The following is a 22,783-nucleotide window of genomic DNA, read 5'->3' as shown; positions in this document are numbered from 1 at the left end:
GTAGCCACGTCCTGATGCGGTCAGGGCCTCACCTGATGACGCTATCCAGCAGCAGGATGAGAATGGCGGCAGGGACGACGTAACGGATCGAAATGTGCCAGAAACGGAAACCGGTGGGCGAAAACTCGCTGCTGGCTCGCCCGAGGGAGCGCATGGCCCATCCGGCGAACAGGGCGATCAGCAACGCATTGACCGGCAACAATATCTCGGCAATTCCGAAATCTAGGGCGTCGAAGAAGGTCTTGCCCTCAAACCCCGGGACCATCGCCAGCGGATGCACATTGGCAAGCGGCCCAAAGGAGAGCAGTGACGGCAAGCCGACGAGCCATACGGCAAGCGCCGTGGCATAGGCGACCGTCGTGCGCGTCCACCCCGTCAGTTCCCTCAGCCAGGCAACCACCGGCTCCAGCATGCCAACGGCGGTGGTAAAGGCGCCAAGAGAAATAAGGGCGAAAAACGCGACACTGACCAATCGGCCCGCCGGCATGTCGCCAAAAGCGACCGGCAGGGTGACGAAGATCAGGTTCGGCCCCTCTGCGAGACCCAGACCGCTGGCAAGCACGATGGGGAAGATCGCGAGAGCTGCAAGCATCGCCACCACGATAACGGATATGGAAACGATCCCCGCCGACTGCCCGATTGAGACCCCCCGCGGCAAATAGGCGCTGTAGGTCATCAGCACGCCGGCGCCGATCGCCATGGAAAAGAGTGCCTGACCGAATGCGGTCAGGACGCTTGCCCCCGTCACCGCCTCGAAACTGGGCCGCAACAGAAAGACGATGCCGTCCCCCAGACCAAAGGTGATCTGGTTGTAGATCACCAGACCGACCAGCACCACGGCCAGCGAGACCATCTTGATCCGCGAAATCACCTCGATGCCGCGCTGAACGCCGATCGCGACGACCGTCGCCACGCAGAAGATGAAGGCGAACTGGATGAACGACTGACGCACCGCGCCGGCGATCAGCGCCTCGAACAACAGACGCGAACTGTCGGCGTCCGCACCGGAAAAGCCGTTCAGCAGCGCCTCTCGGGCATAGTCCACGCACCAGCCCGCAACGACGCTGTAATAGCTGAGCCCGAAGAAGGGGACCGCAATGCTGAGCCACCCTACGACACGCCAGGCGGGGGAGGCATTTTCCGATCTGACCAGCCGCTTCATGGTTGCCACGACGCTGCCATGGCCGCGTTTGCCCATGACCATTTCCGCGATCATCACGGGTACGCAGAGGGCGATGACAAAGGCTGTATAGATGAGGACAAAGGCGCCGCCGCCATTGACGCCCGCGACATAGGGGAATCGCCACAGGCTGCCGAGGCCGATGGCGGCCGCAGCGGTCGCCAGGACGAATCCCCATTTCGAGGTCCAAACCTCCCCGGTTTGCGAGGATGTTGAACTCTGCTCGTCACTAAAATCGGCCATGCCAACCCCTCCCTAACATCATATGTATTTGCATATACTTGTGTATGTGGCAAGCCGTGTCTATCAATCCGGCGGCAGGCCGGGGAAGGAGCGTAACCACGTGGATGAAGTGAGTGAAGATGGCGCGGACCAGCGCCCGCCCGCGGAAGATCTCGAAGCGGGAAATGGCTGGATCGCGAAGTACCTTCCCTACCAGCTCTACAAGGTGACGAACCTTTTGAATCAAAGGCTTCACAAGCGACTGAAGCTGACAGGCGTGAACCTTTCGCAGTGGCGGATCATGAGCGTTCTGCGCTCCTACGGGCGGCTGACACTGTCGCAGATCATCGAGCATACCTTGATGGAACAGCCCACGGTCAGCCGCGTGGTGGCGCAGTTGGAACGGGATGGCATTGTGACGCGGCACACTTGCGACGAGGATTCCCGGGTCGTGCAGGTGCAGTTGACCACGCAGGGCGCAAATACCTTCAACGAGATCGTACCGACGGCCTTTCGCCACCAGAAGATTGCCTTTGAGACACTGCCGGCAGACGAGTTGAAAAGCCTGCAGCAGACTTTGCGTAAAATCGAGAGAAACATAACGCAGGTTATCTAGTGACGACTGGAGAAGAAAAGCCGAACACGGCCCCCGCTATCAATGGGGTGCACACGATGTTTTATTACGAGAACCTTCCCCGGGCGACCGAATGGTATGATCGGATCGGGTTTGAAAATGTGCTGCGCCTGGAGTTTGTCTCGATTTTCCGGCTAAGTAGTTCCAGCTATCTAAGCCTGGTCGATGGCCATCATGGCAGCCAGCGCCCAGTAAGGAAAAAGGGCGCGATCCTGTCGATCGAAACGACCGACCTGGAAGGCTGGCATCGACACCTGTTTACAAAAGATGTGGAAGGGGTCGGTGTTGGCCTCGACATTGGCTGTGGCGGGCGCACGGTTGAATTCAAACTAGTCGACCCGGAAGGCTATACGCTGGAGTTCTTCCAATGGCTGTAGCAGGTGAGTCTCGCCCCTCGGCCACAAACTTGACTCATGCATTTTCATATTTTACTGATCGCTAAAGCTAAAGCTGAGGGGGTCGAGTTTGGTCATGCGTAAGACGAACATATTCACACTGCTGTGCGCCCCGGCGTTGCTCGCCATGGCCCAGCCGGTGCCCATCGATTCCACCACTGCGGAACTCCCGCCCGGCCAGCCGGCCCACCGGACCGCTGCCGCAGCTGTCCCCACCATCATTCACGCTGGCACGCTTCTCGCCGTTCCGGGCGAGCAGCCGATGCAGCAAGCCTCGCTGGTTCTCGTCGACGGCAAGGTGCAATCGGTAATGCCGGGCTATGTCGATGCGACGGCAGCGGGCATGCCTGCAGATACCCAGATCGTCGACCTGCGCGACAAGTTCGTCATGCCCGGCTTCATGGACATGCACGTCCACCTCAGCTCTGGCGGTCCCAGCAGGACGGATCCGATGCTGCGCCTCCGCCAGCCTGCCGAATATTGGGCGATCACGGCCTACGCCAATGGGGTCGATACACTGATGGCGGGTTTCACGACGGTCCGGGATCTCGGTTCGACCGGCGACGGCCTGTTCGCCCTTCGTGATGCGGTCGAGAGCGGCGTCGTGGTCGGCCCGAAGATCATTGCCGCCGGCGAAGGAATAAGTCCTACCAACGGTCATGCGGATTCACACGGGCTGCGCCGTGACCTGATGGAGGCCGAAGTTCGCCGCGGCGTCTGCGACGGTGCGGACGAATGCAGCAAGGCGACGCGTTCCGCCATTAAATATGGCGCCGACGTCATCAAGGTTCATGTCACGGGCGGCGTGCTGGACGATTCCAACGCGGGCACCGGCCAGCAGTTCACAAACGAAGAGCTTCAGGCCATCGCGGACGCAGGCCATATGATGGGCCGCAAGGTCACCACCCATGCGCATGGCAAGGAGGGCATCGATGCCGCCGTTCGCGCTGGATACGATTCCATCGAGCATGCGATGTGGGCCGACGAGGAAAGCCTGGAACTGATGAAGGAACACGGCACCTGGCTGGTCCCCACTGTGTGGCCCATAACATGGGTCGGCGATACGCGGGAAAAGATCGATGCCGGTCCCTTCGCCAATCTGCGCCCCAATTCCCTGGCAAAGCTTTACCAGTTGGGTGACCAGCCGAAGAAAATGGTCCGCATGGCCATCGAAAAAGGCGTCGGCATCGCTCTGGGCACCGATAATGGCATCGCGCCGCACGGCACGAACGCGCGCGAGATGCTGGAATATGTCAATGCCGGCATGTCCCCCATGGAGGCGCTGAAGACCGGCACCGTCAACGCATCGCTTGCAGGCGGGCTGCCCGATCGGGGCAAGCTGGAGCCGGGGATGGACGCGGACGTTATCGCACTCGACAGCAATCCGCTCGACAATATCGAGGCCGTTCTTTCCGTTGATTTCGTGATGCGCGACGGCCTGGTTTTCAAAAAAGACGGTGAGCCAACGGGAATGGTGCGATGAAGAATTTTTCAATGATCCTGAAAACGGGCATTTCCCTCGCGCTCTGCTCGGCAGCGGCGGTCGTAAGCGCCGAAGATTTCATCGTGGACAATGTCACGCTGATCGATGGCACGGGCCAACCGAAGCAGACGGACATGTCGATCGGCGTGGAGGAGGGGCGGATCACCTTCGTCACTCCGACTGCGTCTGCGCCGCAGGTCGCCGGCCGGCATATCGACGGAACAGGCAAGTTCCTGATCCCTGGATTGATGGACGTACACATCCATCTGCAAGGTGCCCGGGGCGGTGACGGCCGGCGGATGGTTGGCGTCGAGCGCGGCAAGAAGGGCGAGGCCGCATCCCTCCTGCCCCCGGAAGTGGAATATGACCAGGAGACCGCACACGAACTCGGCGTTCAGGCGCTGGCGAGCTATCTTTATTCCGGCGTGACCAGCGTTTACGACGCTGGCAACGTGCCCAGCCACATCATGGGGTTGCGCGCCGAGGAACGCGCGGGCGACATTCTGTCTCCGCGCATCTTTGCCACCGGCAATATCGTCACATCAGCCAACGGCCATGGTTCGTCCATGGCGATCAAGATTGACGACTGGGTCGAGGACAGGCCCACCCTGCTCGCCTATCTGGAAGAGCAGAAGCCCGATGTCGTCAAACTGACCTATGACGAACATGGCTGGGGCACACGGCCGATGATCGACAAATTCCCCACAGAACTGATGCAGCAGATCATCTATGAGATAAATCTGCACGGCCTGCGCACCACGGCGCATACCTCCAGCGAGTTGCGCGCGACCGAAGTGATCTTCGCCGGCATCGACAGCCTGGCACACCCCGTCATTCAGGGACCGATTACCGAGGAGTTCGCCAAGCTCATGGGCGCGAAAAAGACGCCCATCGCAACCACGCTGACGATCGGTGAGGGTTACAGCCGGCTGGTCGAGCAACCCGAATTTCTCGATGAGCCACTCTATCAGGCTGCGCTAAGCGCTGAGGAGATCGCCACTCTGCGCGACGAAACGGCCCCGCAATGGAAAGAACGCGGCTGGACCTGGTGGATGAAGGTGATGACGCCGGTCGCGCAGGAAAATATGCGCATGATCGATGCTGCCGGGGGTGTGGTCGCCATCGCGACGGACCAGACCATCGGCCCCGCCGTGCACCGCGAAATGGAATTGATGCAATCCGCCGGTGTGCCGGCCGAACGCATCATCGTCATGGCCACGTTGAACGGGGCCAAGCACCTTGGAAAAGCAGATGAACTCGGCTCTATCGAACCGGGCAAGTTTGCCGACATGGTGCTGCTTTCCGCCGATCCGACGGTCGACATCGACAATGCCAAGCAGATCACATGGGTGATGAAGAACGGCCAGTTGATCGATGAGGACAGACTGTCACTGGCGGGTGGACCACGTACGCTCCGCCGTTCGGAGCGCTGATCCGCCATATTCCGCCGCCCACGATACGGGCGACACGTTCTTACCCAGTCGAGGTTCTTCAATGTCGAAACTTGCGCGCCGCATTACCGAAGCCTCTCCGAAGAGCTTTGGTATGTATGAAAAGGCGATGGCATCGGCCACGCCTGCGGCGGAGCTGATCCATCTGGAGGTCGGTCGCCCCTGTCACGACACGCCCGACAATATTGTCGAGGCGGCGGTCGATGCACTGCGGCGGGGCGAAGTGCATTATTCGGATATGCGCGGCCTGCTGCCCCTGCGTGAAGCGCTTGCCGCAAAGCTGGCCAGTGAGAATGGAATGGACGTGGGCGTGGACCAGATCCTCGTCACCAATGGCCTGACCCATGCCGCCTTTGCGGCCATCATGGCGACCATCGATCCGGGTGACGAAGTCATCCACCTGGAACCATTTTATCCGCAACATGTCGGCAAGGTTGAGTTGGCGGGCGGCCGCATGGTTGCGGCCCCGCTGGATGCGGAAGATAATTTCCGCATCAACCCGGATCTGATCGAAGCCAAGATCACGCCCAAAACGAAGGCGATCGTACTGATCAATCCGTGCAATCCCACCGGCCGGGTTTACGACGCCAAGGAACTCCAGGCGCTGGCAGAACTCGCAATCCGCCACGACCTTCTGATCTTCTCCGACGAGGTTTACGAGAAGGTCGTCTATGACGATGCCAAGCATATCAGCATCGCATCCCTGCCGGGAATGGCGGAGCGCACGATCAGCTTCTTCGCCTTCACCAAGGCTTATGCAATGGACGGCTGGCGGCTGGGATATGCGGTCGCCTCGCCTGCCCTCGTCAAGGCGATGCTGAACGTCACCACAAATGACGTGACGCACGTCAGCACCTTCAGCCAGCATGGCGCGCTGGAGGCAGTACGCAATGGCGAGACCGCCGTGCGGCAAATGAACAAGGAGGACCGGGAGCGGCGCGACAATATGGTTCAGGCGTTGAACCAGATGCCCGGTGTCCGCTGCGCCCTGCCCGAAGGCACGATCTATGCATTTCCCGACGTGCGTGCGCTCGGCAAGCCGTCCCAGCAGATTGCGGAGGAAATCCTGGCGGAGACAGGCGTGGTGGTCGAGGCGGGCAGCTTCTACGGTTCAGCAGGCGAGGGTCATTTGCGGTTATGCTTTGGGGCCGAAAGCGATGACAGGTTGGCCGAAGCGCTCAATCGCCTGAGCCAGTATTTCAACCAACGCACAAATGGCTAAGCTTGCCGCCGGAGTGCACCGCACATAGGTGAAAGCCAAAGGCTATCGCTACCTTGGCATCAACGGACCTCTCGGAAAATCTTCGCGACGCCTTGTCGGCCTTGCAGTCGGGACGGGATGCCCAGGCCCTTTCCTTGCTGAATGCAATCCTGGCGCGCTGGCCCGAAGAGCCGGATGCGTTGCAATTACTTGGGCTGCTGAGGCGCAAGAACGGTGATCAGGAAGGCGCGGTCGAGTTTTTTCGGCGCTCCCTCGCCGCCCGGCCAGCGCAACCAAATGTGTGCCACAATCTGGGCAATGCGCTGCTTGCCTGCGGTCGCCGCAGCGAGGTTGAGGCTGCCTATGCCGAGGCCCTGCGGCTGGCGCCCGATCATATCGATGCGCGGATCGCCCTGGGGGAGGTCCAATTCGAAGGCGGGAAAATCGGTCCTGGATGCGAAACCCTGGCCCGCGCAGTGGAGCAGGCGCCCGAAAATGGCCGCGCCTGGTCGTCCTATGGCCGCGCGCTGCGTGCCGCAGAGAAGTATGAGGAGGCGGTCAAGGCGCTGAGACGGGCCGTGCAGCTGCGCCCGGATCATGTCGGCACCCGATACAATCTCGCTGTCGCTCTGCGACTGGATGGACAGGCAGGGGCGGCAGCCGACATTCTGCGGGAATGTCGGCACGTGAAACCAGACCTGTTCGAAATTGCCTATGTTCTGGGGCATTGCCTGCAGGATCTCGGCCAGTTCGACGACGCTGCCGCGGCATACCGAGACGCGATCCGCATCGCGCCCACCTCTCGCGAGGCACACGACTCTCTCAGCCAGTTGCTGTGGCAGCACGAACCGGGAGAAGCCTTCCTGCGCAGCTATGCCGAGGTGCTCAGCCAAGTGCCCGACGAGGCACCGCTGCTTGCCGATCTTGCAGAAAAACTGGGCCTGGCCGGGCGTACGGACGATGCGATCGGCATGCTGCGGCGAAGCCGGGCAAAGGGCATGGATTCGCCGGAAATCGATTACCGCCTGGGGCAGATGTTGGCGACGCAGGGTCAGGATCTCGACGAAGCGCTGACCGCCTTGCGCGCGGCGGCCACGGCAAGTCCGGTAAATCATGATTCCCGTTATGAGCTGATCCGTTTGCTCCTGCGTCTTAGGCGGCACGAAGATGCCGAGACCGCACTCGCCCCCCTCCTAAGGGCACACCCGTTCGACCAGCAGGCCATCGCATTGCGCGATCTGCTGTTGCGCCTTCGCGGCGATCCCCCCGCGCAAGGCGTGGATGATCTCGACCGTCTGATCTGGGCGGATGTGCTGGAACCACCCGAAGGATATGGCGGCGTCGAAGGTTTCAACCGCAGCCTGGCCCAGACGTTGGACCGCCTGCACCGCGCACAACGCCATCCAATCGGCCAGACCCTGCGCGGCGGGACGCAGACAATGGGCAATCTGCTCGACCGTAGCGAGCCTGACATCGTTGCCCTGCGCGGCATGCTGGAAAAGGCCGTGGCATCCTATATCGAGCGGATGCCAGTCGCGCCCCGCCACCCGCTGTTCGGCAGACGCGGCAGCGGCGCGTTTCGTTTTTCCGGCTCGTGGTCGGTAAGGCTTTCCAGCGAGGGCTTTCATTTGAACCATATCCACCCCGCGGGCTGGATAAGTTCATGCTATTATGTGTCCGTCCCCCAAGAGATTGCCGGCGCAACAGATGGGGCGGGCTCTCTGAGCCTGGGGCAGTCAAATCTCGACCTGGGGCCGGAGGATCGCGCATTGCGACAGATAAAGCCGGTTCCCGGCCTGCTGGCGCTGTTCCCCTCCTATCTCTATCACGGTACCCTTCCATTCAGGGCCGCCGAGCCACGCACGACAGTAGCCTTTGACGTGATCCCCACATGACGTCGGACGCCACCTAGCGCCCACCCTCGAACGATCACCCCAAAGAAAAAGGCCCGCCATTCTGACATGGCGGGCCTTTGACATGCCAAGCTGAATTCAGATCAGAATTTCAGCTTTGCACCCATGAAGAAGCGACGGCCGAGCGGGTCATAGGTGCTCGGATAGGTGTTCAACTGCTCCTGCGCACTGCCGATCAGGGGCTGGTGCTTGTTGAACATGTTCAGGACCCCGCCAAAGAACGACAGCTGATCGAGATCGAAGTCGAAGGACAGGTCGAAATAGTTCACCGAACCAACCTCAGGCACAGGCAGGGTTTCCGGCTCGCGCAGCCCGCTGGTGACCCGATCGTCCTTCACCTCGCCGACATAGCGCCAGCGTACGCTGCTGGTCAGACGGCCTACGCTCAGGGTAACGCGGGTGTTCGCCTTGAATTCCGGCATAGGCTCACCGCATGTCAGGCCGAACGCGCCCGCGCATTCGTTGATTCGGTCGGGCAATGCGGCAACCGACGTGACGTCGAAGCTGTTCAGCCAGTTTCCGTTGGCACCAATGCTGAGGTCCGCCGGGGCGCCGGCAATATCGCCAACGGGGAAGGAATAGTTGATGCCAAGATCGATACCATCGGTCTGGATCTTGCCGATATTGGCGTAGAGGACGCTGACGCCGCTGTCCAAGCCCGTGCCGCTGGTGCCGGTGCCTACGGTGCCGTCCGGCTGCCGCACGACCGCCTGGCAATAGGGGCTGGCTGCATCCTGAACCTGATTATAGCACAGATCGAAGACGTTGTTGATCGAGCCGCCCAGCCGCGAAATGGCGTCGTCCACGGTGATGTTGTAATAATCCACCGTTACGAACAGCCGGGGGATCGGCTCCAGCACTGTGCCGACCGTGTAGGTATCGGTCGATTCCTCCTGCAGGTCAGGATTGCCGCCGACGATACCCGACACCTGGAAGCTGGGCTGAACGCCGCTGGTGCCGACAATGCCGTTCGGGACGCCGGTTGCAACACAAAGGTCGCGGATTACGGAGTCGGTCGCAGCATTCGCCTGCGCGCAAGGATCGCTTGCAGCTTCGGACACACGCGACTGAGCCGAGAACAGTTCCTCGACACTCGGTGCACGAACAGCGCGCTGGTACTGGCCACGCAGGCGCAGCATGTCGAACACCTGCCAGGTGGCGCCGCCGCCATAGGTCCACACACCCTCTACGTTGTCGAGCGAATAGTCCGAATAGCGGAAAGCGCCGTTCAGTTCGAACCCGTAGAAGACAGGGACGCGCAGCTCTCCGAACACTTCCTTGACGCTGTAGTCGCCGTCCGTCGGCTCACCCACCTGTCCGACACTGCCGGTCGCCGGGTTGAACTGGGCCGCGACCTCGCGATATTCCAGACCGGCAGCGAAGCCGACCGGACCGGCGGGCAACTCGAACAGATTACCGGTAACCGCGCCCGTCGCCACTTTCATCGTGGTTTCGTAGGTGCTGACCTGGCGCTCGGTAATGAAGTCGATGCCGGCAGGGGAAATATTCGGGCCGAAGATATTCAGCGGCACACATCCATTCGACTGGTCGGCGCAGACGAGATTGCCGTCATCATCAAAAGCGGTTGTCACACCCTGAGCATAACGTGCGGCGAGAATATTGCCCGTCGTCGTCAACGTGTTCTTGGACTTCGCATAGGAATAATACGCATCCCAGCTGAGATCCGTCAGGAAATTATCGTCCAGAGAGCCAAGGTCGCCGCGCAAACCGCCTACGAAACGATAGGCATCGCGATCATAGGTTGCGTTACGGGTCGGGCCTTCGCTGATGCGGCGACCGATGGAGACGGTCGTGTAGCCGTCGTTTCGCGTCGCGGCGGGATCGATGACGGGAAGGCCATCGGCGCCCAGCACCGGGTTATTATCGCTATCTAGCTGTAACGTGCCCTCGCTGGCGTCGAGTTCCTGGAACAGGTTCTGCAGGCCAGGCGAAAGGAAGGGGCTGTCAGTCTGGATCCGGTAGCTGCCGGTGACCGGCGTCGCGGCATATTGGGTACGCGCCCGGTTGGAGCTGTAAAGACCCTCGAAATAGGCTTCGATCCCGTCCGTGACCTCATAGTGCGCCATGCCGCCGAACTGGTTACGAATAAGCGGCAATTGCAGGTAATTGTCGGGGTTGAAGTTGTAGCGGTCACCCGGAACAACAAAGGGGCTGACCTGGCCGCCGGTGTCGTCGAACTTGAAGCCATTGGACGTCAGATTGTTCAGGTCCAGGGAATTCAGTGCACTCTGCACGCCAGGCCGGGCCGCGAGCGCATCGCCAGCAGGCAGACCGGCAATGCGACCGTTCGGAATGCCTGCACTACCACCGCAGGCAAGTGCCGGCGAACCATCGATCACCGTGTCTTCGAGGAAGCAGGTGGAGCGCTGGCGCGCATCGGCGAAGGTAGGCTTACGATTGTAGTAATTGTAGAAAATCGTGACGTTGCCGCGATCGTCAGCAAAGTTGCTGCCTGCAACAACATCGAGATTATAGCGGCCGGAATCACCATCCCCGGTGATTTCATATTGGTTGGTGACCTCAATCCCCTCGAAATCATCCTTCAGAATGAAGTTGACGACGCCGGAGATCGCGTCGGAGCCATAAACCGCCGAGGATCCGCCCGTGATAAGCTCTGTCCGCTCCACCAAAGCGGTCGGAATGGTGTTCACGTCGGTGATCTGCCGCGCATCGAAGAATATGAAGCGACGACCGTTGACGAGGATCAGGTTTCGCTGAGCGCCAAGGCCACGCAGATCAAGGGTGGCTGCCGCGCTCGTCTCGTTATTCGTGAAGGCGCCTTCCCCCGGCACCACTTGAGGCAGCGTGTTCAGCAGACTTTCCACCGTTGCCGTACCCGTAAGGGTTAGTTCTTCTGAGTCGACCACCGAGATGGGTGACATCGATTCCGTCGTTGCATTTGCGATGCGCGACCCGGTGACGACGATCGTCTCAGCTTCATTCGCCGGCCCGACCGGCGCAACCTGCGCATGAGCAGCAGTGGCCATCGCCAGCGCCGAACTGGCGGTGCAGAGCAGCGCGGAAAGGCTCATTTTAAGTGCGTTGGCATTTACCATGTTTTCCCCCTTACGTTTGGACAAGTTACCCCCCCAAACCGATCTAATTCCCTTGCCCACATCAGTACGATTGTCTGCCCACATGTCAATCCGATTACATATATAAATGTATTATTTCGTGCCTAAAACGTCGTGAGCGTAGCTTTTATGCAACAGGGTTAACCGTCCAGGCATATTTAACTAAGATTATGTATTATTTCGACGTTTTTGTCATAAGGAGCCGACTTCCCTGCATCGGGCATGCTTCGATCCAAATACACGGGGCGCTTACGACTGTGCCTCAACGACGACAAGAATTTCCGTCGTCGTCGAGGCAGCGGCGGTATCTGGCGATGAGTCGTCATGTGCATATGGAGGCAACACGCCGCCGCCGGGCGGAGCGATCATCGACTACGCGCGCCCCGATAAAATCAAATCCCCTCCGCGCAAGCGGCAGCCACAAATTAAGCTATGATAACACTAGAAATTCACGACCGGGCCGGACTATAGCGGCGGCAGTGCCCGTTGCCGCCGAGGATTGAGGGCCCCTCGCACGAAACTGATCGCTGCCTCGACGGTTGAGAGCGGACAGCCTGATTGGGCACGCTGGAGAATGCAGTTGAAACAAAGAGATGATTGGCATCTGACTGAAGCTCTCCAGTATGAGCACGGTCGAGGCGATCCATTTGCGGCAGCGGTTCGTGGCACCCGCATGCCCATGGTCATCACCGACCCATCGCAAGACGATAACCCCATCGTATTCTGCAATGTCGCGTTCCAGGAACTGTCCGGCTATGATCGAGAAGAGATTATCGGTCGCAATTGCCGCTTCTTGCAGGGTCCGAAAACGGACCGGGAGTCGGTGGCGCAAGTTCGCGAGGCAATTGCCAAAGGCGACGATATCAGCATTGATCTGCTGAACTATCGCAAGGACGGTTCCACTTTCTGGAACGCGCTCTATCTCAGCCCGGTTCGCAGCGACGACGGCGATATCAAATTCTTCTTCGCGTCCCAATTGGACGTCACGGATCGGGTGGAATCGCAGAGGCTTGCCAACGAGCGGAAAGAGGTTGTGGAACAGGAGGTCGAGCGGCGGACCGCCGACCTGAAAGCCGCCCTCGAAGCCAAGACCATTCTGCTGCATGAGGTCGACCACCGTGTAAAAAACAACCTGACGATGATAGGGTCGCTGCTTCGTCTGCAGGTCAGGACGATCAAGCATCCCGAGACATCTGCAAAGCTAGGGTCGATGCTGGAGCGTGTTGACGCCTTGGCGGCCGTGCACAGGCAGCTCTATCAAGCCTCCGACGTTGGGCAGTTCGACATTGGCAATTTCGTCAAGAATCTTGCGGCCGACATCATCGGATCCAGCGGCCGATCCGATATCAGCGTGGAAATCTCGGCCAACAGCATGATGGTGCCAGCCGCAAATGCCTCCGCGCTTGGCCTCATCCTGAACGAAATTTTGACGAATGCGATCAAACATGCGTTCGCGGAGGGCCGCAGCGGCACCCTTTCCATCGTCACCGGCACCCAAGGCGCCGACATCGGATTTGTGAAAATCTGTGACGACGGCCCCGGGCTTTCAGCCGATCAGAGTTTGAAAAAAATGGGCACGACATTGATCAACCGCCTTTCGACGCAGGCCGATGCGACGGCGGTCTGGACCGATAATTGCCCAGGCACCTGTGTCACCGTTTCATTTCCAGTTGATAGGACCGTAGCGTAATGGGTCAGATGTTGAGGGTGTTGATTGTCGAAGACGAGATTCTGCTGGCGATGGATTTGGAGGCGTTGATCGAAGACAACGGCCATGTTGTCGTTGGCGAAGCAACCAGCCTGTTCGACGTAGAAAAACTCGATGACAACATCGCACCGCAACTCGCCCTGGTGGACATTCAGTTGGCGCGGAACACGAATGGTCTGGATGCCTGCGCCCTAATCCGCAGACGGTGGCCAGAGGCGCTGGTGGTTTTCGTGACCGCAAACCTGTCAAAAATTCCGGAGGATTTCTGCGGCGCGCACGGGGCTGTGGGAAAACCGTTTTCCCATACAGGTCTGGCATCGGCCCTCAGCTATCTTGCCGAGGGCGTCTTCAATCCCCCGCCGGGCACCCCCAAACCAGCTAGCCTGGTTGCCTCCCCCCACCTCGAACCACGTCTAACCCACGCCTGACCCACGCGTAGAACGAGACACAAAGCACTTGCCGCGCGCCAGACCTTCGCGGGAAGAAGCAGAAGGCAACTGAAAAAGCGATTGCGCGTTATGCCAGAAGCGGGGCAGCGCTTCGGCCGAGTGAAAGAGTGCGTATGTTGGCGGAGCGGCAAATCGAACATAAATTTCTGACAGACGGCGGCGAGGTCTCGCGGCGGATCGCGGCACATGACTGGTCATCGACTCCCCTGGGTCCGATCGACACCTGGCCCAGCACCCTGAAGCAGACGATCAGCCTGATGTTGCCCAACCCGGTGCCGCTCGTCCTCCTGTGGGGTTCCCACGGCGTCATGATCTATAACGACGCCTATTCGGCATTCGCGGGAGGCCGCGACAGCCGCTTGCTTGGTTCCAATGTACGCGAGGGCTGGGATGAGATTGCCGAATTCAACGACCATATCATGCGCGTGGGCCTCGCAGGCGGCACCCTCAGCTACCGCGACCACGAACTGACACTGCATCGGGATGGACGCCCCGAACAGGTCTGGATGGACCTGGACTATTCCCCTGTCCGGGGCGACGACGGCGAACCGGCGGGTGTTCTGGCTATCGTCGTCGAAACGACGGAGGCCGTGCGCGCGCGCCGACTGCTGGAGGAAAGCGAACGAAAGCTACGCTTCTTCGACGAATTGAGCCGGGCGGTTGCGGATCGCAGGGGTGCAAGTGAAGTTCTGGCGATCACCACCCGCATGACCGCCGAGCATTTGGGCCTATCGAACTGTGCCTATGCGGATATGGACCGGGACCAGAATGCGTTCACCATCAGGGGCAATTGGCATGCCCCCGGCTCTCCCTCGATCTTAGGGCATTATGATCTTGCCGATTTCGGCAAGAGAGCAGTCGAAGACCTGCAGGCAGGCAGGCCGCTGATCATCGATGATGTTCGGGAGGAGCTGGCACCGGACGAAGCACGGACATTCCAGGACATCGGTGTGGCAGCTACGATCTGCATGCCCCTCATCAAGCGAAAACGCCTGACGGCCTTGATGGCGATCCACGACCGTGAACCCCGGGTCTGGTCCGAATATGAGTTAAGCGTCATTCGCGAGGTAACGGAGCGGTCCTGGGCGCATATCCAGCGTGTCGGCGCCGAGGATAATCTGCGCGAAAGCGAGGAGCGTTTGCGGCATGCCCAGGTGGCGGGCGGAGTCGGCCTGTTCTCTATCGACATCGCCACCAGCATGATCAGCGCCACACCGGAATTCTGCCGCATCTTCGGCCTGGAGCCGGACGGTCCGATAACGACCGATGCAATCGAGAGCCTGGTCATTTCGGAAGACAAGGACATCATCTCCAACGACGAGCGCCGACAGTCGGGTGAAGCTCTGCTGGATGTGGAATATCGCATCCGCCGGCCCGATACGGGCGAGGTGCGGATCATAGCCCGCAAGGGAGAGTATGAGCGCGACGAAAATGGCAGACCGGTGCGCCTGGTGGGCGCGGTTCAGGATGCGACCGAGCGACGCCGCATCCAAAAGGCCCTGGAATTAAGCGAAGCGCAGTTCAGCGCGCTGGCGCAGAACATGCCGAACCATGTGTGGACGGCGCGGTCCGACGGAAAGCTCGATTGGTTCAACGACAGAATCTACGCCTATATCGGCGCCGACCCAAGCAAAGGCGGTCTGGACAGCGATAGCTGGACACGCGTCGTGCACCCGGATGATGTCCCGCTGGCCAGTCAGCGCTGGGAAGAATCGGTCCGCACTGGTCAGATCTACGAGACCGAGTTCCGCCTGCGCGGCGGGGACGGCAATTACCGCTGGTTCCTGGCACGCGCTCTGCCCCTGACTGACAAGAAGGGCGCCATAACGGCCTGGGTAGGAACCAATACCGAAATCGAAGCGCAGAAGCGCGCGGAAGAGGCGAGCGCGCAGGATCGCGACAGGCTTTGGGCGATCAGCCAGGACCTGATGATGGTCAGCGACTTTGACGGCATAATAAAAGCGGTGAACCCATCCGCCCGACGGCTATTGGGGTGGTCGGAAACGGAAATGGTCGGCAGCCGCATAGCCGACTTCCTGCACGCCGAGGACCAAGAGGCGACCTCGCGCGAAGTGTCCAGTCTGGCAAGGGGGCGGACAACGCTCGCATTCGAGAACCGCTATCGCTGCAAGGACGACAGCTATCGCCTTCTGGCATGGACCGCCGTCCCGGGCGAAGGCCGCATCCATGCAATAGCCCGCGATATTACGGAACAGCGAGCCGTCGAGGAGGCCCTTCGCCAAAGTCAGAAGATGGAGGCGGTCGGGCAACTGACGGGCGGCATCGCCCATGATTTCAATAATCTTTTGCAGGGTATCACGGGAAGCCTGGACGTTCTTGGCAAGCGTTTGTCGCAGGGTCGCCTCGACGATGTCAATCGCTGGCTGCTTGGGGCAAAGGCGTCGGCCGAACGGGCCGCAGCCCTGACCCATCGTCTCCTGGCGTTTTCCCGCCGACAGCCGCTCGATCCGCGGCCCGTGCGCGCGAATCCACTGGCATCCTCGATGGAGGATCTTCTTCGTCGAACGCTGGGCGAGAGCATCAAGCTGGAACTGGTGCTGGCCGGCGGTCTGTGGCTGACGCGATGCGACCCTAACCAGCTTGAAAGCGCCATTCTGAACCTCGCCATCAATGCGCGGGATGCCATGCCGGACGGCGGTACGCTTACGATAGAGACCTGCAATGCCCACCTCGACAGCCATTATGCTGCACGGCAGCGCGACCTGAAGCCCGGTCAATATGTCTGCATTTCCGTGACGGACAGCGGCACGGGCATGGATCAGGAAACCCTGGCCAAGGCCTTTGAACCATTTTTCACGACAAAGCCGGTCGGTCAGGGCACCGGGCTTGGCCTGTCCATGATCTATGGTTTCACGCGTCAGTCCGAAGGCTACGCCCGGATCTATTCCGAGGTGGGAGAAGGGACGACGGTAAAACTGTATCTGCCAAGGTATTTCGGCCAGGCCGACGAGGACGAGCATACGCCGGGTCTTGAGGAAGCGCCGGAGGCAGGGACCGGAGAGGTCGTGCTGGTCATAGAGGATGAGGCGGTCGTGCGCGGCCTGATCGTCGATGTTCTGGAAGAACTCGGCTACCAAGCCATCGAAGCGGAAAATGGACAGAAGGGTCTTGATATCCTGCAATCGTCGCGCCGCGTTGATCTGCTCGTCACGGATATCGGATTGCCGGGGTTGAACGGCCGGGACGTGGTCAGGAACGGCCGCATTGCCCGGCCCGACCTGAAGGTCCTTTTCATGACGGGTTATGCCGAAAATGCCGCCCTCGCCTCAGGGTTTCTGGAACCGGGCATGGCAATGATCACGAAGCCGTTCGCCATGGAGGCACTGGCGAACCGCATCAGGGACATCATCGAAGGCTGAAGAGGCCGTTCCCCTTTTTCCAAGAACTCTTGCGCCCCTTCTTCGTTGGACCATGGTTCCCACGGAAGGAACAGTGAAGATGACCGATCTCGATCGCAGGACATTGATGACCTCGGCCGCAGCGGCAGGCTTTGCCACGACCGCGGCAAGCCAGACCCAGGCGCAAGGGGTCCCATCCGCCGGAAAACCGCTGTCGGGGCGCGTTGCACTGGTGACAGGCAGCGGACGTGGGATCGGGCGCGCTTCAGCGGTCGCACTCGCCCGTGCGGGTGCCGATGTAGCCGTTCTCGACATAGCCGATCCCGATGCATTCCCATTCATGCCCTACCCGCTGGCGACCAGAGACGACGTCGCCGAGACTGTAAGTCTGGTCGAAGCGGAGGGTGTACGGGCGCTGTCGATCATCGCCGATGTTCGCGATCTTCCGGCAATGCAGGATGCTGTTACCCGGACGAGGGAAAGGTTCGACCGGATCGATATCGTTCACGCCAATGCCGGCATCAATATTGCCGACGACACGATCGAAAGCTTCGAACCCGACATTTTCGATGCCATTCATGCGGTAAACGTCCGCGGCGTTGCGAACACGATAAAAGCCGCCGCCGATGCCTTGCCCAGACCGGGCGGCCGGATCATCGTAACCACATCGCTGGCGGGCCGTTCCGGTTCATCGAGCTTTGCCTATGCATCGTCGAAATGGGGCGCATCCGGGGTGATGAAGGCTGCCGCCCTGAACCTCGGTCCCGAAGGCATCACCGTCAATGCTGTTGCGACGGGGCCGGTAGAGACCATGATGGCCTATCGCGACGTGGGCGGGCGCTGGACGGATGAGACGCAGGCGGCGGCCGATCGTGCCGCACGTGAAGGCAATGTGCTGCCGGTCGACCAGACCCAGCCGGAAGCCATCGGACGTGCGGTGGTATTTCTCGCAGCGCCGGAAAGCGATCATATCAGCGGCATGACCATCGATGTGAACGCCGGCCGTTCGTCGAAATTCCTAAGCTGACGCCTGGGCGCACGAAGAAAACTTCCTGACAATATCCGTGCCGCACGGAACAGGCATGGCCGAGAGGATTTGAGTCTTTGCGCCACCAAAGAGGACCGCAGTAATGGCAGACTGGATCCGCAGCCTTGTCGAACAGGGTGGCTATCCGGCCATAGTTCTTCTGATGTTTCTGGAAAACGTCTTTCCCCCCATCCCATCCGAAATCATCATGCCGCTGGCCGGATCCACCGCGAGCACCGGCGAAAAGAACATCTTTCTGGTTATCGCGGCGGGTTGCCTTGGATCACTGCTCGGCGCGCTGATGTGGTATTTCGTTGGCCGCAAGATGGGGGATGAGAGACTGCAGAAATGGGCTGCCCGGCACGGCCGCTGGATCACCCTCTCCCCCAATGATATTCAAAAGGCCGAAGACTGGTTCCAGAAACACGGCACATGGGCGGTGCTTTTTGCCCGACTGGTGCCCACTATCCGCACATTGATTGCGATACCTGCCGGCATCTTCAAAATGCCGCTGACGAAATTCGTGCCGTTCACCTTAATCGGCACGATTTTCTGGGAGGGGGCGCTGGCTTATGCGGGCTATTCGCTGGGCGACCGATATCAGCAGATCGAACATTATCTAAATCCGGCGACAACGACGATCCTGATCGCCCTCCTGATCTACTATGTTTACCGGGTAGCGACCTTCAACCGGAAGCGGGGATAGGGCTGACCAAAACCTTGTGAGGTAGCACCCGGTAGACGCAAGCACACGCATCCCGTTCTTCCCATACGGAAGACGGAGCATGCCCATTTTGAAAACCGCCCAATGATGTAGCGAGGAAGCGCGCTACCGATCTGGAAAATCAAGAGCCGGTAATTGGATCGGACAATCCTGAACACGAGAGGCAAAAAGGGTCCGGGAACAAATTGAAGCAGCTAAAGTCCGCGCCAAGCTTTTAGCATGCCTCCCCCTTTCTCGAGACGGCGTTAATCCTTTCTATGCGCCTTGGGGCGTAAGTGTCCCCGATGCGTTTGGCCACAATTACAAACTGGGCATATGGTGCGACCGTTGCCCTGACCCTCGTCTCCGGCTCCACCATGCTCCTCGCTTCGAACGCGCAGGAGCGGGAGCGTGCTGCCGTCGAGCAACGTCATCGCCTCGATACGGTCAGCGCTGAACTGGGTAACGAGATCTATCTGCTGTCCGACCGCGCGCGCCAGTATCTGAACACGGGCGATCCCACCTATTTGGTAATTTACCGCCGGGGCATCGAAGATCTGCGTTCCACCGAGCAGCGGGCGCAGGAGCTTGTCGCGGCAGGCGCGGCGCCCGCCGAGGTCGCCCTGCTGCAGCAGGCGATCAAATGGGCCGAAACCCTGCACGACGAGCAGGACGCGGCGATCGCCGCCTATGAAGAGGGGCAGGAAAGCAAGGCGCGGCAAATCCTTTTCGGTCCCGAATATGAGCGTGAGCTCGACTTGGCAGAAGCGCTGCTGGGGCGCTTTCAGGATCGGCTGGATCTGCGGGTGCAAACAGAAATTGCTCAGGCCGCCGTCCTGGCGCGCCTCTGGAAAACAATTTCCGAAATCGTTCTGGCAGTGACGGGCCTGCTTTTCCTCGGTGTGCTCTATTTTATCTTCAGGCAGCGTGTTCTGCATCCGGTCGTGCGCCTGAGCGACGTCGTGAAGCGCCTGGCAGCGGAGGATTACGCCGTCGAGCTTCCCGGGGTCGACCAGATTGACGAGATCGGCGACATGGCCGAGGCGATCCATGTATTTCGGGAAAACGGCCTGCAGCGCCAACGATTGGAAACGGAGCGTGCGGCCGATCTTGCGCTGCGCGACCTGCTGTCGCGGATGACGCAACGGATGCAGGTATGCGACACGCTGCTGGATCTGAAGGAAGTCATCCGGCGCTTCGTACCGGAATTTGCACCCAGTCTGGCCGGCCGCCTTTATCTATTGAGTGCCGATGAAAATGAAGTGATCGAAGCCTGCAGCTGGCTCGAACCGCGCCACTCCCCCTCAAGGTTCTCACCGCAATCATGTTGGGCGCTACGCAGAGGCGCCTCTCACAGACCGGGGGGCAGCCATATTGATGTCCCATGCGGCCACCTCGATTCTGATGGCTCGGCGCCACCGCCAGACACGCTCTGCCTTCCTTTGGTCGCGCAACGCGAAACCTTGGGTTTGCTCTATGTGGAGCCGCGCGAAGAGGCGGAGGACCATGGTCGTCCCCCCGAGATTTATCTGCGTATGCTGGCAGAAAATATCGGCCTGGCCCTCGCCAATTTGCGGCTCCGCGATGCCCTGCGCGAAATGGCCATGGCGGACGCACTGACCGGACTGCCAAACCGCCGACAGCTGGACATGGTTTTGCCGGAGCAGCTGAGCGATGCGGAGCGCCTGGGCGCATCCATCAGTTGCCTGATGGTCGATGTGGATCATTTCAAACGCTTTAATGATCGGCATGGCCATGAAGCAGGTGACGCCGTGTTGCGCGAAGTCGGCGCCGTCCTTGGTAACGTTACCCGCGAACGGGGCCGCGCGTTTCGCTATGGCGGCGAGGAATTCCTGCTGCTGCTCCCTGAATTTGACTGCGAGCAGGCGGCAGATCGCGCAGAGCAAATTCGCACGCGCATCGCTGCATTGGCGGTGCAATATGAAAACGTGGCGCTTGGTCCGATCACCGTTTCAGTGGGCGTAGCAAGCGCGCCTCTGCATTGCGCCGCGCATCAATTGGTCCAGACAGCGGACGCCGCCCTGCTGAGAGCGAAAAAGCTGGGGAGGGACCGAGTGGTGATGGCGGAAGTCCGCAATATGCGCCACGCCGCCTGATTGTCATCCCAGTCCCTATTAAAGATCAAATCGGACGATCCGTAACCTGCTACCGACAAGCAGATACACTATACAAACAATCTATCTGCACCTGCTACGGTTCTCCTTCAAACTTAAAAATACACATAAATTAACCTTGCAAATTCAGTTAATGATCGGTCGACGGAACCTTTACACTATGTGAACGATTACTTTCCTGAATATCATCAGGAGGAAAATCCATGCGTTCATTTGCAATCCCATTATTAGCCAGCGGACTGGTTCTCGCCGCTTGTTCGAACGAACCAGAACAACAAAGCGACACCATGACCGACGAGGCAGACATGACAGCCTCTGCCGAGGGCGTATCGACAGAAGATCAAATGCCACTCGACGATCCCGCGCCGGTCGATGCCGATGCAGAGGCCAATCGCGTTTATTTCGCTCTCGATAGCGCCGATCTGACGGAAGACGGGCGCGAGCGTCTGGACCGTATCGCCACCGCATACGAGGCGACCCCCGGCACGGGGGTCACGCTAGCGGGCTTTACGGACACGACCGGAACACGGCCCTATAATGAAGAATTGTCGGCAGAGCGTGCCACTGCAATTCAGAACTATTTGGTTGAGCAGGGCATTCCTGCCAGCGAGATGGAGGTCGAAGCTCACGGTCAAAGCGATTTGCTCGTCGACACCGAAAACAACGTCGCCGAACCGGAAAACCGCCGGGTGCGCGTTGAATTCGGCGATGATGCTTAACTCAGTATGATGGACGGGGTGGAGCGCAGATTTTGCAGTAGCTCCACCCCATATCACGGGGTCGGCGTCAGCCTGCCCTGCTAGCCCTTGCCACGCTTACCGTGTTTTCGGATGTCACGATAAAGCGCCAGATATTCGTCGGCCATGCGCGCAACGGAAAATCTCTCCTCAACGGTGCGGCGGACGATCTTTCGGTCAAGTGTATCGACACGCGCAATCGCATCGACGGCTTCCGCTATATTTTCCACCAGAAATCCGTTGACCCCATGCTGGATCAGCTCCGGCATAGAGCCGCGGCGAATAGCGATGACGGGGGTGCCGCAGGCCATCGCCTCGACAACGGAGAGCCCGAAGGGTTCGTCGAAATTGATCAGATGCAGCAATGCGCGTGCCTTGCCAAGCGCCCGCCACCGCTCCTTCCCCCCGACCGACCCATGATAGCTGACACCGCCCTCCTCTACCGCAGGCAAGACGCACCGCTGATGATAGTCCGCGTCCTGAACGATGCCATATATCTGGAGATGCCGGCCGGCGGTTCGTGCAGCTTGGACGGCTTCCGCCGCGCCCTTGTCCGGATTGATACGTCCGAAATATAGCAAATCCTCGCCTCCGTCCTCGTCGAAGGGAAATTCATCCATTCGGATGCCGTGATGGATCGTCGCGGCGTAGCGCAGAGCGGGGTGGCGGTCCGCGTCGCTGATCGCGACATAATGAACATGATCCTGATAGGGCAAGTACATCGGCAAGATCCGGTCGGACGAAAAGCCATGGATCGTCGTCACCATTGGCGTCGCCGTCAGCGGCGCAAAGGCATGAGCGGGGAAATCAGCCTGATTGTGGATTATGTCGAACCGATCCGCCTGCGCGAACAGGTGCGAAAGGTGGCGATATTCCCAGACCTTTGCGTCGACGGACGGATCTTCTGAATAGGGGGCGGGCACCACCGCCTCCAGCCGGGCGGAGGTAATGCTGTCCCTGGTCGCGAATAATGTCACATCGACACCGCGTTCCACCAGCGCCTCCGTCAGCAGGCTGGTGACGAGTTCCCATGGCCCATAATGGCGCGGCGGGGTACGCCACGCGATCGGCGCCAGCATGGCAATACGCAA

At 59.9% G+C, this 22,783-nt stretch carries 16 protein-coding genes; 13 read left to right on the top strand and 3 right to left on the bottom strand.

Annotated features, from left to right (window positions below; all coding sequences use genetic code 11):
• Positions 1 to 28: 28 nt before the first annotated feature.
• Positions 29 to 1,423 (bottom strand): sodium-dependent transporter, encoded by a 1,395-nt coding sequence (locus ACSMXM_RS16075; RefSeq protein WP_460317451.1) that lies wholly within the window; start codon positions 1,421 to 1,423, stop codon positions 29 to 31.
• A gap of 100 nt (positions 1,424 to 1,523) precedes the next feature.
• Between ACSMXM_RS16075 and ACSMXM_RS16070 the strand changes: the two genes are divergently transcribed.
• The 6 genes from ACSMXM_RS16070 to ACSMXM_RS16045 all read left to right on the top strand — a co-directional run bounded on the left by ACSMXM_RS16070 (position 1,524) and on the right by ACSMXM_RS16045 (position 8,461).
• Complete coding sequence (locus ACSMXM_RS16070; RefSeq protein ID WP_460317450.1) at positions 1,524 to 2,018, top strand: MarR family winged helix-turn-helix transcriptional regulator; 495 nt, start codon at positions 1,524 to 1,526, stop codon at positions 2,016 to 2,018.
• Positions 2,018 to 2,413 carry a VOC family protein gene (locus ACSMXM_RS16065; RefSeq protein WP_460317449.1) on the top strand — a complete coding sequence of 132 codons (396 nt, stop codon included), beginning with the start codon at positions 2,018 to 2,020 and terminating at the stop codon, positions 2,411 to 2,413. The genes ACSMXM_RS16070 and ACSMXM_RS16065 overlap by 1 nt, the downstream gene beginning before the upstream one ends.
• 94 nt (positions 2,414 to 2,507) lie before the next feature.
• The gene (locus ACSMXM_RS16060) at positions 2,508 to 3,914 is read left to right on the top strand and encodes a metal-dependent hydrolase family protein (protein ID WP_460317448.1); all 1,407 of its coding nucleotides are present in this window, start codon (positions 2,508 to 2,510) and stop codon (positions 3,912 to 3,914) included.
• Positions 3,911 to 5,347, top strand: coding sequence for an amidohydrolase family protein (locus tag ACSMXM_RS16055; RefSeq protein ID WP_460317447.1), 1,437 nt, complete (start codon positions 3,911 to 3,913; stop codon positions 5,345 to 5,347). The genes ACSMXM_RS16060 and ACSMXM_RS16055 overlap by 4 nt, the downstream gene beginning before the upstream one ends.
• A gap of 61 nt (positions 5,348 to 5,408) precedes the next feature.
• The gene (locus ACSMXM_RS16050; protein ID WP_460317446.1) at positions 5,409 to 6,587 is read left to right on the top strand and encodes a pyridoxal phosphate-dependent aminotransferase; all 1,179 of its coding nucleotides are present in this window, start codon (positions 5,409 to 5,411) and stop codon (positions 6,585 to 6,587) included.
• 53 nt (positions 6,588 to 6,640) lie between these two features.
• Positions 6,641 to 8,461, top strand: coding sequence for a 2OG-Fe(II) oxygenase family protein (locus ACSMXM_RS16045; protein WP_460317445.1), 1,821 nt, complete (start codon positions 6,641 to 6,643; stop codon positions 8,459 to 8,461).
• 101 nt (positions 8,462 to 8,562) lie between these two features.
• Here the strand turns inward: ACSMXM_RS16045 and ACSMXM_RS16040 are convergent, their stop codons facing one another.
• Entirely contained in the window at positions 8,563 to 11,556 is a 2,994-nt protein-coding gene (locus ACSMXM_RS16040; protein ID WP_460317443.1) for a TonB-dependent receptor domain-containing protein, read from the bottom strand.
• Positions 11,557 to 12,154: 598 nt separating this feature from the next.
• Between ACSMXM_RS16040 and ACSMXM_RS16035 the strand changes: the two genes are divergently transcribed.
• The 7 genes from ACSMXM_RS16035 to ACSMXM_RS16005 all read left to right on the top strand — a co-directional run bounded on the left by ACSMXM_RS16035 (position 12,155) and on the right by ACSMXM_RS16005 (position 21,674).
• On the top strand, positions 12,155 to 13,264 hold the full coding sequence (locus ACSMXM_RS16035) for a PAS domain-containing protein (RefSeq protein WP_460317441.1): 1,110 nt from the start codon (positions 12,155 to 12,157) through the stop codon (positions 13,262 to 13,264).
• Positions 13,264 to 13,710: a response regulator gene (locus ACSMXM_RS16030; protein WP_460317440.1), complete on the top strand. Its 447-nt coding sequence runs from the start codon at positions 13,264 to 13,266 to the stop codon at positions 13,708 to 13,710. Before ACSMXM_RS16035 ends, ACSMXM_RS16030 begins: the two co-directional genes overlap by 1 nt.
• Before the next feature lie 134 nt (positions 13,711 to 13,844).
• Positions 13,845 to 17,111 (top strand): PAS domain-containing protein, encoded by a 3,267-nt coding sequence (locus tag ACSMXM_RS16025; protein ID WP_460317626.1) that lies wholly within the window; start codon positions 13,845 to 13,847, stop codon positions 17,109 to 17,111.
• A gap of 79 nt (positions 17,112 to 17,190) precedes the next feature.
• On the top strand, positions 17,191 to 18,117 hold the full coding sequence (locus ACSMXM_RS16020) for an SDR family NAD(P)-dependent oxidoreductase (RefSeq protein WP_460317439.1): 927 nt from the start codon (positions 17,191 to 17,193) through the stop codon (positions 18,115 to 18,117).
• 103 nt (positions 18,118 to 18,220) lie between these two features.
• Positions 18,221 to 18,823 (top strand): DedA family protein, encoded by a 603-nt coding sequence (locus ACSMXM_RS16015; RefSeq protein ID WP_460317438.1) that lies wholly within the window; start codon positions 18,221 to 18,223, stop codon positions 18,821 to 18,823.
• 302 nt (positions 18,824 to 19,125) lie between these two features.
• Positions 19,126 to 20,937: a diguanylate cyclase gene (locus tag ACSMXM_RS16010; protein WP_460317437.1), complete on the top strand. Its 1,812-nt coding sequence runs from the start codon at positions 19,126 to 19,128 to the stop codon at positions 20,935 to 20,937.
• Positions 20,938 to 21,158: 221 nt separating this feature from the next.
• On the top strand, positions 21,159 to 21,674 hold the full coding sequence (locus tag ACSMXM_RS16005; protein WP_460317436.1) for an OmpA family protein: 516 nt from the start codon (positions 21,159 to 21,161) through the stop codon (positions 21,672 to 21,674).
• A gap of 80 nt (positions 21,675 to 21,754) precedes the next feature.
• Here ACSMXM_RS16005 and ACSMXM_RS16000 read toward each other — a convergent pair whose 3' ends face one another.
• Positions 21,755 to 22,783, bottom strand: coding sequence for a glycosyltransferase family 4 protein (locus ACSMXM_RS16000; RefSeq protein WP_460317625.1), 1,029 nt, complete (start codon positions 22,781 to 22,783; stop codon positions 21,755 to 21,757).

It is taken from the genome of Pacificimonas sp. ICDLI1SI03 (assembly GCF_054740865.1).
The sequence above is the reverse complement of the archived record's forward strand: the minus strand, read 5'-3'. Positions and strand labels throughout refer to the sequence as shown.

Bases quoted from the DNA above. Each gene is read 5' to 3' on its own strand.
- ACSMXM_RS16015 (WP_460317438.1), top strand. From the start codon at position 18,221: ATGGCAGACTGGATCCGCAGCCTTGTCGAACAGGGTGGCTATCCGGCC.
- ACSMXM_RS16050 (WP_460317446.1), top strand. From the start codon at position 5,409: ATGTCGAAACTTGCGCGCCGCATTACCGAAGCCTCTCCGAAGAGCTTT.
- ACSMXM_RS16055 (WP_460317447.1), top strand. From the start codon at position 3,911: ATGAAGAATTTTTCAATGATCCTGAAAACGGGCATTTCCCTCGCGCTC.
- ACSMXM_RS16060 (WP_460317448.1), top strand. From the start codon at position 2,508: ATGCGTAAGACGAACATATTCACACTGCTGTGCGCCCCGGCGTTGCTC.
- ACSMXM_RS16075 (WP_460317451.1), bottom strand. From the start codon at position 1,423: ATGGCCGATTTTAGTGACGAGCAGAGTTCAACATCCTCGCAAACCGGG.
- ACSMXM_RS16005 (WP_460317436.1), top strand. From the start codon at position 21,159: ATGCGTTCATTTGCAATCCCATTATTAGCCAGCGGACTGGTTCTCGCC.
- ACSMXM_RS16030 (WP_460317440.1), top strand. From the start codon at position 13,264: ATGGGTCAGATGTTGAGGGTGTTGATTGTCGAAGACGAGATTCTGCTG.
- ACSMXM_RS16010 (WP_460317437.1), top strand. From the start codon at position 19,126: ATGCGTTTGGCCACAATTACAAACTGGGCATATGGTGCGACCGTTGCC.
- ACSMXM_RS16020 (WP_460317439.1), top strand. From the start codon at position 17,191: ATGACCGATCTCGATCGCAGGACATTGATGACCTCGGCCGCAGCGGCA.
- ACSMXM_RS16025 (WP_460317626.1), top strand. From the start codon at position 13,845: ATGTTGGCGGAGCGGCAAATCGAACATAAATTTCTGACAGACGGCGGC.
- ACSMXM_RS16040 (WP_460317443.1), bottom strand. From the start codon at position 11,556: ATGGTAAATGCCAACGCACTTAAAATGAGCCTTTCCGCGCTGCTCTGC.